The 12,500-nt window shown below is 65.1% G+C and carries 14 protein-coding genes; 8 read left to right on the top strand and 6 right to left on the bottom strand.

Translation table 11 applies throughout. The features are described from left to right. Positions 1-5 precede the first annotated feature (5 nt). Positions 6-134 carry a hypothetical protein gene (locus NDI54_RS05245; RefSeq protein WP_310895420.1) on the top strand — a complete coding sequence of 43 codons (129 nt, stop codon included), beginning with the start codon at positions 6-8 and terminating at the stop codon, positions 132-134. A 16-nt stretch (positions 135-150) separates the two neighbouring features. Here NDI54_RS05245 and NDI54_RS05240 read toward each other — a convergent pair whose 3' ends face one another. Together NDI54_RS05240 and NDI54_RS05235 are read right to left on the bottom strand one after the other, a co-directional pair. Further along, positions 151-1,500: an MFS transporter gene (locus NDI54_RS05240; RefSeq protein WP_310895419.1), complete on the bottom strand. Its 1,350-nt coding sequence runs from the start codon at positions 1,498-1,500 to the stop codon at positions 151-153. A 78-nt stretch (positions 1,501-1,578) separates the two neighbouring features. After that, entirely contained in the window at positions 1,579-2,985 is a 1,407-nt protein-coding gene (locus NDI54_RS05235) for a short-chain fatty acid transporter (protein WP_310895418.1), read from the bottom strand. Between the two features lie 160 nt (positions 2,986-3,145). On the opposite strand from NDI54_RS05235, the gene NDI54_RS05230 reads away from it, so the two are divergent. After that, on the top strand, positions 3,146-4,117 hold the full coding sequence (locus NDI54_RS05230) for a C-terminal binding protein (RefSeq protein ID WP_310895417.1): 972 nt from the start codon (positions 3,146-3,148) through the stop codon (positions 4,115-4,117). Between the two features lie 49 nt (positions 4,118-4,166). On the opposite strand, the gene NDI54_RS05225 is transcribed toward NDI54_RS05230, so the two are convergent. Further along, positions 4,167-5,090 carry a thiamine-phosphate synthase family protein gene (locus NDI54_RS05225; RefSeq protein ID WP_310895416.1) on the bottom strand — a complete coding sequence of 308 codons (924 nt, stop codon included), beginning with the start codon at positions 5,088-5,090 and terminating at the stop codon, positions 4,167-4,169. A 122-nt stretch (positions 5,091-5,212) separates the two neighbouring features. On the opposite strand from NDI54_RS05225, the gene tenA reads away from it, so the two are divergent. The 5 genes from tenA (at position 5,213) to NDI54_RS05200 (ending at position 8,746) form a co-directional block, all read left to right on the top strand. Next, the gene (gene tenA, locus NDI54_RS05220; RefSeq protein WP_310895415.1) at positions 5,213-5,872 is read left to right on the top strand and encodes a thiaminase II; all 660 of its coding nucleotides are present in this window, start codon (positions 5,213-5,215) and stop codon (positions 5,870-5,872) included. Further along, the gene (locus NDI54_RS05215) at positions 5,869-6,633 is read left to right on the top strand and encodes a TenA family protein (RefSeq protein ID WP_310895414.1); all 765 of its coding nucleotides are present in this window, start codon (positions 5,869-5,871) and stop codon (positions 6,631-6,633) included. The genes tenA and NDI54_RS05215 overlap by 4 nt, the downstream gene beginning before the upstream one ends. Further along, on the top strand, positions 6,634-8,142 hold the full coding sequence (locus NDI54_RS05210; protein WP_310895413.1) for a sodium:solute symporter family transporter: 1,509 nt from the start codon (positions 6,634-6,636) through the stop codon (positions 8,140-8,142). Next, positions 8,139-8,267, top strand: a complete 129-nt coding sequence (locus NDI54_RS05205; protein ID WP_310895412.1) for a hypothetical protein — start codon at positions 8,139-8,141, stop codon at positions 8,265-8,267. The genes NDI54_RS05210 and NDI54_RS05205 overlap by 4 nt, the downstream gene beginning before the upstream one ends. Positions 8,268-8,350: 83 nt before the next feature. Next, positions 8,351-8,746 (top strand): universal stress protein, encoded by a 396-nt coding sequence (locus tag NDI54_RS05200; RefSeq protein WP_310895411.1) that lies wholly within the window; start codon positions 8,351-8,353, stop codon positions 8,744-8,746. A 57-nt stretch (positions 8,747-8,803) separates the two neighbouring features. On the opposite strand, the gene psmB is transcribed toward NDI54_RS05200, so the two are convergent. From psmB to pth2, 3 genes are all read right to left on the bottom strand, one after another. Beyond that, positions 8,804-9,496 carry an archaeal proteasome endopeptidase complex subunit beta gene (psmB, locus tag NDI54_RS05195; RefSeq protein WP_310895410.1) on the bottom strand — a complete coding sequence of 231 codons (693 nt, stop codon included), beginning with the start codon at positions 9,494-9,496 and terminating at the stop codon, positions 8,804-8,806. Next, positions 9,496-10,230: an archaeal proteasome endopeptidase complex subunit alpha gene (gene psmA, locus NDI54_RS05190; protein WP_310895409.1), complete on the bottom strand. Its 735-nt coding sequence runs from the start codon at positions 10,228-10,230 to the stop codon at positions 9,496-9,498. Before psmA ends, psmB begins: the two co-directional genes overlap by 1 nt. A 69-nt stretch (positions 10,231-10,299) precedes the next feature. After that, complete coding sequence (gene pth2, locus NDI54_RS05185) at positions 10,300-10,638, bottom strand: peptidyl-tRNA hydrolase Pth2 (RefSeq protein ID WP_004591375.1); 339 nt, start codon at positions 10,636-10,638, stop codon at positions 10,300-10,302. Positions 10,639-11,075: 437 nt separating this feature from the next. Here pth2 and NDI54_RS05180 point away from each other — a divergent pair, with 437 nt between their 5' ends. Next, positions 11,076-12,326, top strand: a complete 1,251-nt coding sequence (locus tag NDI54_RS05180) for a hypothetical protein (RefSeq protein WP_310895408.1) — start codon at positions 11,076-11,078, stop codon at positions 12,324-12,326. Positions 12,327-12,500: the final 174 nt, after the last annotated feature.

The raw sequence follows: 12,500 nt of genomic DNA, 5'->3' as shown, positions 1-12,500 counted from the left end.
GTACGATGCCAAAGCTAGCATGTGAGAGCTGTGGACGAGAGATAACGTTCGACAGGGACGGTCAGGAGGCCCGCGCACCGATGCGGTACTGTCCGCGCTGTGGCGACGAGTTCCCGCCCCGCGAGGAGTGGTAGGCACAGCGCGGCAACTCTATTCGTAGGCCTCGAACTCCCGGCCGAAGACAGCGAAGTAGGCGACCCCGGCGAGACCGACGGCGGTAGCGACGCCGAAGGCGAGTCTCGGCCCGGCCTGAATCGTCCTGTCAGCGACAGTGGCGGCCCACTCGCTGCCGTAGAGCCAGCCGCCCAGCGCAGCGCTGGGGATGACCAGCGTGTTGCGGATCAGGTAGTAGGTCCCGGTGACGCGGCCGCCGGCGTCTTGCTCCGCCGGGCCGACGATGAGCGCCTTGTGTGCTGGCAGGCCGGCAAACCGTAGTCCTGAAAACGCGAACAGCAGCACCAGCACCCACTGGTCGTCCGGCGCGAAGATGAGCAGGAGCGGGAACACGGCGTAGACGAGAAAGCCCAGCGCGACGGCGGGTTTGAGACCAGCCCATTCGGTGAGCTTTGCGACAGGGGCCATCGAGAGGATGGCGACGACCATCTCGACGCCCAGTAAAACGCCGAAGAAGGCGTCGGGGCGCAGCTGGACGCCGAAGCCGGTGAACCCAACGGAGAGGAATTCCGTGACGACGATGACGAAGAAGACGTACACCATGCCGTTGGCGAAGCGGACGAACGTATCGGCGATCAAAAGCGGGCGGAGCGTCGCCGGCATCGTTCGCAGATCCTCGAGTATCTGATCGATGCCTTCGAAGGACTTCCCCAGCGTGTCCTCGCTGGCGTCGTAGAGGACGTGCTGGGCGACGGTGGCGACGAGTCCACAGGCCAGCGCGACCAGCAGCACGCGCTGGAAGCCGTCGACGAACGTCGCGGTCGTCGCAAGCAGTGCCGCGGCGGCGAGCGGCCCGAGCAGGAAGCCGATGCGGCGGAACATCTCCGTGCTGGCAAACCCCATCGCCAGCCGCTCGGGCGGGACGCTCTGTTTGACGATGGCGAAGGTCGCACCAAGCCCGAAGGACTTCCAGGCCTGTGCGAGAAAGAGGCCGACGAACACGAGCGTCCAGGCCGGCAGCGTCGTCGTCCCGAGCGTGATGTCGCCGACGACTGAGGCGAGATACCAGATGCCGAAACCGACCGTCGCCAGCGTCGCAAAGGCGGTCAGCGCCAGGCGCGAGCCGATACGGTCCGACACCGCCCCGCCGGGATAGGGGTACACCGCGCTGATGAGGTTCCCGACGCTGCCATAGAGGCCGATGACACCGGCGCTTGCACCCAGAAGACGCATGTATTCGGGGATGTACCGGCTGGTCATCTGGAACGCGAGGCTAAAGGCCAGCATCGACAGCGACAGGACCAGCACATCTCGCTCCAGCGCGAAGAACTGCCGGAAGGAGTCGAGGAGGTCCACGTCCTCCTCGGCTCCCGTCTCCGTTGCCATTGTCGGATGGCAGTTCGCGCAGGGTCTTAATCCTCGAAGAAGGGGCAATCAGCTATCGCTGTCCCGTCGGTGCCCTGCTCAGTACGGCAGGACGAACAGGACGACCGCCAGGAACGGCGTGAGCGCGAGCATCATCGCAATCGCGTAGCCGAACATTTCCCGGGCCTTGATCTGGGTAATGGCGAGCAGCGGGAGCGCCCAGAAGGGGTTCAGCAGGTTCGTGTGGGCGTCGCCGACGGCGTAGGCCATCGTCGCCTGCCCGACCGGGACGCCGAGGTCCTGGGCGGCTTCGAGGATCGGCGGGCCGAGGATTATCCACTCGCCGCCGCCGGAGGGCGCGAAGATGTTGACCGTCGCGCCGGAAAGCCAGGCGATGACCGGGAAGGTCTGTGGGGTCGAGACCGAGATGAGGGCGCCGGCCATCAACTGCGCCAGCCCGGAGGCCGCCATCATGCCCTGGATGCCGGCGAAGAAGGGGAACAGCAACACGATGCCCGACGCGGCGGTGGCCGCCTCGCCGAACTTCTCCCGGTAGGTCTGTGGGTCCATGTAGATGAAGATGCCAATCGTCAGGAAGCCGAAGTTGACGATGTTCAGCCCGAGCGCATCGATGCCGGACTGGACGAACTGGGCGACGACCATCGCGATACCGGTCAGGCCGATAATCCCGCCGAGGACGCGGCTGTGGTTGATGCGCTCGGCCGGGACCTGCGAGGACCGTTCGTCGGTCGCTTCGACGCCGCCGTCGCCCGCGGACTCGAACAGTTCGTCTTCGGGAACGTAGTTGGTGATACCCCTCGCACGGTCGCCGGTCGGCGTGATGACGTAGAGGACGACGAGGGCGTACGCTATCGACACGCCGGTCAGAATGAGACCGTAGGGATGGAAAATGGTCTCCGAGGCGGAGACGACAACGTCGATGACGCCCTGCTGGATGAACTCGTTGCCCTCGGTCGCAAGCAAGAGCGGTGCAGACCCGGACAGCCCCCAGTGCCAGGTGAGGCCGAGGCCGAGATAGCCAGCCACACAGAGAACCGGATAGTGGACATCGATACCGTTTTGGTGGGCAGTCTTGCCCATCTCACGAGCGAAGATAGCGCCGAGAATGAGGCTCAGTCCCCAGTGAATCCAGCCAAGCAGCATCGTCAGCAGTCCGACGAGGACGACTGCCTGTTTCCCGGTGTTGGGGAGCTGCGTCAGCCGGCGGATGCCGGCGTTGATCCGCGGGTGATACGCCACTACGAAGCCGGTCATCAGAATGAGGACCATCTGCATCGAGAACGTCAGGAAGGCCCAGAAGCCGTCGTACCAGAACCCGACCATCTCGACCGGGCCGGACCCGGTCAGCCCGACGCCGGCCAGGAACACGACGTAGCTGAGGATGAGCGCGAACAGGAAGGGGCTGGGCATCCACCGTTCCACCCACGCGGAAAGTCGGTAGCCGATACGTTCGAGAACCGTCTCGTCCGTGTTACTGGTCGACATACTGTTGCCATATCGACACGAATGTATCATAAACGTTTGCTAATATTTTGTCAGGTCCGGAGTGGTCGCCGTGTCGCAGCGGCGTCCCTCTAAGACGGTTTCGATGGTCGAAACCCGGTCTGACGGGTGATTTTATTTCGAGTCCGCGGCAAGACAGGGTATGTCATACAGAATCGTCGTCTCCGACACCAAAGTGATGGACGAGGAGACGCGGACAGCGGTACTGAACGCGATCGATGCGACCGTCGAAACGACGGGGGCGAAAGAGCCAGCGGCCGTCGCACGCGCAGTGGCAGGCGCGGACGCGCTGATCGTCGACGCCGGCACGCAGGTCACGGCCGAGGTCATCGACGCCGCTGACTCGCTGGCAGTGGTGGGTCGGGCCGGCATCGGCGTGGACAACATCGACGTGCGGGCGGCGGTTGAGGCCGGCGTGACGGTCGTCAACGTCCCCGACTACTCCGTCGATGAGGTGTCAACTCACGCGTTCGCGCTGCTGCTCGCCTGCGTGCGGAAAATACCCACGCTCAACCGGTCGGTCAAGAGCGGCGAGTGGGAGTGGTCGGTCGGGCAGCCGATCCGTCGCCTCGCCGGCAGCACCGTCGGTCTCGTCGCCTTCGGCAAACTCGCCAGCCGGTTCGCCGCGAAGCTCCGGGGCTTCGATGTCGATGTCATCGCCTACGACCCCTACGTGCCCGAGTACCGGATGGGCGACCTCGGCGTCGAGTCGGTCACGTTCGAGACGCTGCTGGCCGATTCCGATATCGTCTCGCTGCACGCGCCGCTGACCGACGAGACGCGCGGGATGATCGACGCGGACGCGCTCGACCGAATGGCTGACGACGCGCTGCTCGTGAACACGGCCAGGGGCGGGCTCGTCGACGAGACGGCGCTGTACGACGCGCTCGTCAACGGCGACCTCGGCGGGGCTGGACTGGACGTGCGCGAGTCGGAGCCACCCGGAGAATCGTCGCTACACGACCTCGACAGCGTCGTCTGTAGCCCCCACGTCGCGTGGTACTCCGAGGAGTCACGAACCGAACTGACACAGACCGTGGCCGAAGATGTCATCCGGGTACTGCGCGGCGAGGAGCCGGAGAACCCCATCGATCCCGAGACCGGCTGGTTCTGACCGGTTCGGCAGTCGAGGGGGGCCTACGTGGCGGCTACGTCGGAGAAATCTACGTAGCGGCTGCGTCGAGGAGTTCGACCGCGAGTTCGGCGGCTTCGACCGCCGATTCGCCGAAGACGTAGGTTATCGGTTCGACACCGAACGCGCCGCCGTGGTAGATGACGCGGGGGACTTCGCCGCGTTCGCGGAAGGCCGCTTCGAGCCGCGCGTCCCGGTCCTCGTAGTCGGCGTCGAACTCCAGTGGTTCGATTCCCCGTTCGTGGGCGGCGTCGAGGACCGCCTCGTCAGTAGACAGATTGAGCGCCGCCCGGCGCGAGGGGTCGACGGTCATCGCGGCCAGTATGGTCCGCGCGACGTGTTCCGACGCGCCGAACTCGGGATTCGACGGAACGTTGACCCGGCCCCGCAGGTCGTGAATCCGGCCGGGAACCGCCGCCACGTCGAGGGCGTCCGCGGCGTCGGGCAGCGCCATGCCGACGTTCATTCCCACGTTCGGGATGGCGGCGACGACGGCGGTGCTATCGGCTAACAGTCTGGTCGCTCGCCGGACCGACGACAGCACGGCCCGCTCCTCTAACACCGCGGTGTCGGTCCCCCGAACGCAGAGATCACACCCCATCCCCTGGAGCGCCGGCATCTCCTCCTCGTGGACCGCACAGATCGGCCCCCGGTCCTCGAACTCCCGGACCAGGGCGAGCAGTTCGCCCAGCACTGCGTACTCGTCCATCTCGCCCGCCGCTAGCCCGTCGGCGATCCGCTCGATGGTCTGTTGCATCCGGGCGTCCTCGCGGAACCGCTCCTCGACCGTGACCGACCCGCTGGCGTACTTGCTCACCGCGGCCTGTGTCACCCCGAGCTGGTCGGCGATCTCCTGCTGGGTCCACCCCTTCTCGTCGAGTTCCGTGGCGAGCATCGCCCGGGCGGTCGGGAGGAACCGCTCGACCACGATTTCGCTCGGCAACTGCAGTGTCATTGCCGGGAGTGAAACGCCCCAGCCTCAAGTACCCTGCCGGCCGAGTTCTCCCCGTTTCGCGCGCTACAACTCAGTTATATTAGCAGAATATAATGCGGCGGGCTGTGTTGTCTCGATTACTAATGGCGTTCAGCGACCACCTGCTCGACATCGGCGAGGACATCTGGACAGCACAGAAGGAGCACCCGTTCGTCCGCGAACTGGCCGATGGGGCGCTCGATGAGGCGGCGTTCGAACACTGGGTGACACAGGACTACCGGTACCTGCAGGACTACGCGCGGCTGTTCGCGCTCGCCGGCGCGACGGCCCGCGAGGAGTCGACGATGACGCACCTGATCGGGGTCGCCCACGAGGTGCTCAACACCGAGATGGACCTCCACCGGGAGTTCGCGGCGGACTACGGCATCTCGGAGCGTGAGTTGGAGTCGACCGAGAAAGCCCCGACCTGTCTGGCGTACACGAACTTCCTCGTCCGGACGGCCTACGAGGGCCACGAGGCGGAAATCGCCGCGGCGCTGTACCCCTGTATGCAGGGCTACCTCGACATCGCCGAACACATGGCTGACCTGGCCGACGAGGAGCATCGGTATACGCCCTTTATCGAGATGTACACGGGCGAGGACTTCCGCGAGGCGACGGGCTGGTGTCGGGCGTACGTCGACCGCTGTGGCGAGCGCTATCCCGGGCAACACGACGCGATGGAGGACGCGTTCCTGACGAGCGCGAAGCTTGAACACCGGTTCTGGGAAATGGCCTACACGCAGGAGGGGTGGGAGATATGACGGCCGAAACGTACGACGCCTACGCCGACCGCGTCACCGACCCCCGATTCACCGACTGGCTCCGCGAGCGGCGTCAGTCGGACTGGGACGCCGCCGTCGAGCACCGCTTTGTCAAGGAACTCGGGGCCGGCACGCTTGACGAAGACGCGTTCGCCAGGTATCTAGTGCAGGACTACGCCTTCGTCGACGAACTCGTCGGGACGTTCGGTCACGCGGTCGGGCAGGCCCCGGACATGGCCGCCAAGCGACGCCTCGTCGAGTTTCTCGATACCGTGACCGACGAGGAAGACGACTACTTCGAGCGCTCCTTTACCGCGCTCGGCGTCTCGGAGTCACGGTGGCAGGACCCGGAGACGACGGCGGCGACCGCTGGGTTCGTCGACCTGCTCGGTCGTGCCGCCCGGGAGGGCGGCTACGCCGAGACGCTGGCTGTGCTCGTCCCCGCCGAGTGGATATACGAGTCGTGGGCGACGGCGGCCGCGGAAACGCATGGCGACCCCAATGCCGACGGACCGCCCAGCGCCGGCATGGGACTGCCCTTCTACTTCGCCGAGTGGGTGGACCTCCACGCCGTCGACTCGTTCGTCGCGTTCGTCGACTGGCTGCGGTGCGAACTCGACGCCGTCGGTCCGACGCTCTCGCCCCGGCGGGAGGCCCGCGTGGTGTCGCTGTTCGACCGTACGGTCACGCTCGAACAGCGGTTCTTCGAGACGGCCTACGAGACCCATCCAGCGACAGTCGACAGCGAGGTACGCCCGTAGATGGTCTCCTCGGCTGTCGTTCTCGGCCTGACCGCGGCGACCGTGCTCGTGTTCACGGGGGTCGGCCTCCTCGCCGCACGCGGCCGCATCGATTCGGTGGAGACGTACATTTCGGCCCGGGACTCGGCCGGCAGCGGGACCCTCGCCGCAACGGTCATCGCGTCGATGATGGGCGTCTGGATCCTGCTGAGTCCGGCCGAGGCCGGGGCCGCTTTCGGCGGGCTGCCGGCCGTGCTGGGCTACGCCATCGGCAGCGCGATTCCACTCCTGTTGTTCATCCCGGTCGGCGCTCGCATCCGCGAGGTGATGCCCGCGGGCCACTCGCTGACGGAGTTCGCCTACGCCCGCTTCGGGTCCGGGATGTACCTGCTCGTCCTGCTCGTCTCCGTGTTTTACATGTTCATCTTCCTCGCCGCGGAGATGACCGGTATCGCCAGCGCGCTCGCCCTCGTGGCAGACGTGCCCCTCTGGCAGACCTCGCTGCTCATCGGTGGCTTCGTCCTCGTCTACACGACCTACGGCGGCCTGCTCGCCAGCATCGTCACCGACACCGTCCAGACGCTGGTCATCCTGCCGCTGCTGGCTGTCGGGTTCGGCGGCGCACTGCTCTCGCTGGGCGGGACAAGTGAATTCCACGCGACGGTGGTATCAGCCGACCCGACGTTGCTGGACCCGACCTTCGGCCCCGGCCTGGAGTTCGGGCTGTACGTGGCCTTTGCGTTGCTGGGCGCGAACATGCTGAACCAGGGCGTCTGGCAACGCGTGTACGCCGCCGACGGCGAACGCACCTTGCGGCGCGGGCTGGGCATCGCCGCTGTCGTCGTCGTGCCGATGCTCCTGCTCTCGGGACTGTTCGGCATCGCCGCCACGGGGCTGGGACTCACTGAATCCGGCTCTGCGAGCATCGCCTTCTTCCTCGTGGTGGCGGAGGCGTTCCCGACGTGGGTGACCCTCGCCGTCGTCGTCCTCGCCGTCCTGCTGGTGATGAGTTCGGCCGACACGATGTTCAACGCCATCGCAAGCGTCGTCACCGCGGACCTCGCTCGACTGCTTGATGACCCCGACCAGCGGACCCTCTGGCTGGGCGGGCGCGGGCTGACCGTCGCCGTCGCGCTCGCCGCGATATTTATCGGCGCACAGGGGTACAGCGTCCTCCAGCTGTTCCTGACAGCAGACCTGTTGGCTGCCGGCGTGTTCGTGCCGTTCCTCGCCGGCCTCTATACAGAGCGGCTCACCGGTCCGGGCGCGATGGTCTCTGGCATCGCGGGCCTCCTCGTCGGATTCACCTACTTCCCGTCGCTGCGTGGCCTCGTCGCCGCCGTGCCGGGCATCGGGAATCTGCTGCCAGCGCCGTCGTTCCTGATCGCCTTCGCCGGCGCGACACTTGTCTCAGCCGGCCTCACCGCAGTTGCGACGCTGCTGGGCGGGGCCGACGCCGACCTCGACAGCCTCGGACGGGAGGTCCGCGCGCTCGATGACCCGGTGGCTGACGGGGGGTCCGAGCAATGACTCCACCAGCCGTCCTCCCCCTCGCCGCGCTCGGATCGACGGCGTTCGCGGCGCTGACCTGGGGATCGATTCTACTCGTGCTCGCCGTCTTCCTGGCCGTCGGCTGGCTGATCGTGACAGAGTAACAGCCACGGTTAGCAGACTGTTCTGGATTGTGTTTTTGGTAACCTGACACACACTTATAATGACAGCGGACAGACCACTGCACATGCAGACCTTCGTGCTCGCGACGAACTCCGAGACAGTCAGCGAAACGCTGTGTTCGTATCTGGAGACGGTCCTCGACCCGGACGACAGCGTCTACGCGGTCAACTCACAGCGCGGCGGTGACAGCACACGGTCGGCGGCGGTCGCCGACGGAAAGGCCGCGCTCGAAGTCGTTTCGGACCGGCTGGGCGACCTGGTGTCCGTCGAAACCTACCAGATAATCCGTGGTAACAGTCCGGCGACGGACATCTTCGATATCGCCGAGGAGGTCGACGCCGACGAACTCGTCATCGGCGTCCGCAAGCGGAGCCAGACCGACCGGCTCATCTTCGGCAGCGTCGCACAGGACATCATGCGACACTCGGACTATCCGATGCGGGTCGTTCCGCGGGAGTGAGTAGAAACTAGTCGCTGACAACTAACCGCAAAAAAGCCGAAAACCAGGGCAGCCGGGTTATTCGGCCGACTCGTAGTCGTCGAAGGCGTCGATTTCGACGCCCTCGCCGGTGATTTCCGCGAGCACGACGCCGTTGCCGGACCCGGTGTCACGCTCTGCCGCAGCGTTGACGGCGCGGATCGCCAGGTCACGGGCCTCGCCGAGGCTCATCTCGGGGTCGTACTGTCCCTCGATGGTCCCCGTCGCGACCATCGTCCCGGAGCCGGTGACGGTGTAGTCGTCTTCGAGTACGCCGCCAGCGGGGTCGACGCTGTAGACGTGGCTCCCCTCTTCGTCAACGCCGCCGACGATGGGGTTGATCGCGAAGTACGGGCCGCCGCGGGCGAAGTTGCCCGCCAGCGTCGCCAGCGCGTGAATCGAGAGCGGTTCGTTGCGGCGGACCTCGTAGAGATCGGCCTCCGCGCGCAGCGAGCGGATGAACGACTGGGCCCCGCCGACGCTGCCGACCAGCGTCATCGCGGCCGTCGGGTGGATCTGCTCGACCTTCTGGACCTGCTTGTTCGAGACGAAGCGGCCACCCAGCGAGGCGCGCCGGTCCGTCGCGATGATGACGCCGTTCTCCGTCGCGATGCCGACGGTCGTCGTCCCGGTCTTGACGACGTTCTCCTCGTCGCGGCCGCCGTCCTCATTCGGTAGGTTGCCGACTTCGGGCTCGTAGGCATCGGTCAGTCGGTTCTCAGGGTCGTACATTAGTTCTCACCTCCGAGTTCGAACTCGTCAAGGCGCTCTGCGATGTCCTCCTCCGAGAGCTTCCGGAACTGCTCGGTCTCCACGTCGATAGTGGCGATGTCGACACCGGTCGCGTCGAGGCCGTCCTCGTTGACCGAGGCCAGCGCCCGGAGCGCGAGTTCGATGCCACCTTCGAGGTCCATCTCGTCGTCGTACTCGTCCTCGAGGAACGACTGGATGTCCTCGCGGGAGCCGCCGATGGCGACGGCCTGCCACTCGTAGGGCGTCCCCGAGGGGTCCGTCTCGAAGAGGCGCGGCTGGCCGTCCTCGATACCGGCCACGAGCAGCGCGACACCGAACGGGCGCGCACCGCCCGTCTGGGTGTACTGCTGGATGTAGTCCGTAATCTCCTTCGTCAGCGACTCGACGGAGGCCGGCTCGTCGTAGCGCAGGCGGTTGACCTGAGCCTGGCGGCGCGCCACGTCGATGAGCTGGCGCGCGTCGGCCACGTGGCCCGCGCTGGCGACGCCGACGTGGGAGTCGATCTCGTGGATCTTCTCGATGCTGTCGCGCTCGATGAGCGGCGACCGGGCGTGGCGGTCTGCGGCGATGACCACGCCGTCCGCGGTGCGGACCCCGACGCTCGCGGTTCCGCGCTTGACGGCTTCTCGTGCGTACTCGACCTGATAGAGGCGTCCGTCCGGGGAGAAGATGGTGATCCCGCGGTCGTAGGCCTGTTGTTCGTTTCCTTGCATGATGTGTGGTGTTGTTGTTCACCTGAGGTTAGGGTTACTCCTATATAACCGTATCGTGCACCGCTGCCCTCAGAACAGCGGCAGGTCGCCGGTAACGCGGTCCACCAGCTCGTCCTCGGCGGGGCCAACGGCGAGTGCCGTCACTGTCCCCGGGTCGAGCTGTGTGTGGCCGGCGTCCCGGACGACCGCATGCGGCAGGCCTTCGCGCTCTGCCACGTCCGCGAGTTCGAACAGCTCGGACTCGCTGGTGGCTTTCAGGACGACTTTCTTCTGCCCCGCGCCCTTCCAGGCTTTGCGGGGCTTCGGGCCGGCGTCCTCGTAGGCCGACAGCGAGGCGTGGGCAACCTGGGCGGCAAGCTTGCCCTCCCCCATGCCGATGTCGGCCCGCGCGACGATAGCCTGCTTCATACGATTACATGGCCACCCGTACTTAAACTCCCGTCGGACTCCCTCCACGGTTGCACATACCACAGAGTACATACGCCCTGGCCGAGCACACCCCGGAGATATCCTCCAGCGTCCGCCTAACCAGCTATCACGGTGTCGACCTTGTCGTCGTTTCTGCGACCATGCTGGTCGGTAACTCGTAGATGCACACACTGCACTGGCATCTCCTGGTGCAACAGAACAATCACTACCGGACCTATTTCTTCCCAAAGCTTCATTCAAAATAACGGCCGAAAAACCGGCTGGAAGTGGTATCTTACTGGGATAAGTTGGATACTAACGAAATAAATACCCTTCTCAGTAATGCTTGATGTTCTCGATAGTGTCAAAAGTAGTACAGAGAACCACCAGTCTGTGTCTGGATGCGGCCGTCCCAGGCCCGATCAGTGAGAGCGAGTATGAGTGACGATGCAAGACGTGGCGAGGTCCCACTTGTAGCTGTCACCGCCTTCATAATCCTCATTGTTGCCGGAACGACGGTGGCCGTCGCTGGGCTCGGCCTCCCACAGGTAACTCAGTCCGCACAGTCGTACTCCCTGCAATCGGACGCACGGAGTCCGTCAAATCCGTGCGTAGGCGATGAGGTGCTACTGGCGAAGTACAACTGGGAATCGACCGACAACGGGTTCGGGTTCGTTCTTGGCCAGGGCGAAGACGTGGTGACGTTCACGCCAAACGCTTTCGACGAGGGGCCATCTGAAGGGCCGATATCCGTCAACTGGTCCTCACAGGAGCCCGTTGATGTCGTGGTAGTGCAAGCGGGCGGCGGGAGTCAGATTGAACAAGCCAACGAGCTTGACCCGCCACAAACGTCGGGGATGGTCACGACGAACCAGGGAATCAGCTTCCTCGCGTTCTGTACGATTCCATCGACACCGACGCCGACCGAGGAACCAACGCCGACGCCGGAGCCTACGCCAGAACCAACGCCTGAACCAACCGAGGATCCTACTGAACAACCCACTGAACAGCCGACCGAGGATCCCACTGAGCAGCCGACCGAGGAGCCGACTCCTGAACCGACGCCGGAACCAACTCCAGAGCCAACTCCGGAGCCAACCGAAGAACCGACTGAAACCGAAACGCCTGAGCAACCAACTGAAGAGCCAACGAGGACCCAAACGGAAACGCCTGAACCGGACACGGTCTACTGGCAAGTGGACTTCGGTCCCGGTGCAGAACCGCCTGCCCCGCCGTACTACGGCGAAAACGACCGCGATCTGATGGCTGCGCTGGGGAACTCAGATGATGGGGTAACAGAGAACCCCTCCGTTCTCCACCAGAACAGAGAAGGCCAACTGAAGAACGTCACAATCACCGGCCAGTCGTTCACCTTCGACGACCGGAACGCGCCGACGCAGGTCACCGTCAAGTTCGAACTGCCGGAGGACGGCCAGAACCGAACGCTCCACCTCGCGGCGTTCACGCTCCCCGGACCGTTCAACTATTCCGAGGTCGACCAACAGGAACTCCAGACAGTCACGAGCGAAACCTATGCACCGGGCGAGCAGGGAACGCTGACCATCAGTATCCCACAACCCGCTAGCGGGGCCGCCGCCGCTCTGTCCGAACCGGCTGCGTTCTCACTGTTCGGGTTTAGTGGATTACTGTTTGGAGTGACGTTCATGGGTCGTCGGAGGGGGTTCTGACTGTGCACTAGTCCAACGATTGCCACCCAGTCCCCTCGATAACACCAGTCGTGTACGGGGGAGATTCGTCCCTCCAGCAGCGGCAAACGCACCGCACAGTCCCGAACACGACGAGAGAAACCGCGACCGGTCTGCTGGCCCATCCCCGAGCACACGGGTCCGAATCCGACGACG

This window comes from Haloarcula terrestris, assembly GCF_031624315.1.
Lineage (GTDB): Archaea > Halobacteriota > Halobacteria > Halobacteriales > Haloarculaceae > Haloarcula > Haloarcula terrestris.
Note: the sequence above shows the minus strand (reverse complement) of the source record. Positions and strands in the feature narration are given on the sequence as shown.

Excerpts from the sequence above, each read along its gene's own strand:
- NDI54_RS05245 (WP_310895420.1), top strand. The coding sequence starts at position 6 with ATGCCAAAGCTAGCATGTGAGAGCTGTGGACGAGAGATAACGTTCGAC.
- psmA (WP_310895409.1), bottom strand. The coding sequence starts at position 10,230 with ATGCAAGGAAACGAACAACAGGCCTACGACCGCGGGATCACCATCTTC.
- NDI54_RS05180 (WP_310895408.1), top strand. The coding sequence starts at position 11,076 with ATGAGTGACGATGCAAGACGTGGCGAGGTCCCACTTGTAGCTGTCACC.
- NDI54_RS05235 (WP_310895418.1), bottom strand. The coding sequence starts at position 2,985 with ATGTCGACCAGTAACACGGACGAGACGGTTCTCGAACGTATCGGCTAC.
- psmB (WP_310895410.1), bottom strand. The coding sequence starts at position 9,496 with ATGTACGACCCTGAGAACCGACTGACCGATGCCTACGAGCCCGAAGTC.
- NDI54_RS05240 (WP_310895419.1), bottom strand. The coding sequence starts at position 1,500 with ATGGCAACGGAGACGGGAGCCGAGGAGGACGTGGACCTCCTCGACTCC.
- NDI54_RS05215 (WP_310895414.1), top strand. The coding sequence starts at position 5,869 with ATGACGGCCGAAACGTACGACGCCTACGCCGACCGCGTCACCGACCCC.
- NDI54_RS05230 (WP_310895417.1), top strand. The coding sequence starts at position 3,146 with ATGTCATACAGAATCGTCGTCTCCGACACCAAAGTGATGGACGAGGAG.
- NDI54_RS05200 (WP_310895411.1), top strand. The coding sequence starts at position 8,351 with ATGCAGACCTTCGTGCTCGCGACGAACTCCGAGACAGTCAGCGAAACG.
- tenA (WP_310895415.1), top strand. The coding sequence starts at position 5,213 with ATGGCGTTCAGCGACCACCTGCTCGACATCGGCGAGGACATCTGGACA.
- pth2 (WP_004591375.1), bottom strand. The coding sequence starts at position 10,638 with ATGAAGCAGGCTATCGTCGCGCGGGCCGACATCGGCATGGGGGAGGGC.
- NDI54_RS05210 (WP_310895413.1), top strand. The coding sequence starts at position 6,634 with ATGGTCTCCTCGGCTGTCGTTCTCGGCCTGACCGCGGCGACCGTGCTC.
- NDI54_RS05225 (WP_310895416.1), bottom strand. The coding sequence starts at position 5,090 with ATGACACTGCAGTTGCCGAGCGAAATCGTGGTCGAGCGGTTCCTCCCG.
- NDI54_RS05205 (WP_310895412.1), top strand. The coding sequence starts at position 8,139 with ATGACTCCACCAGCCGTCCTCCCCCTCGCCGCGCTCGGATCGACGGCG.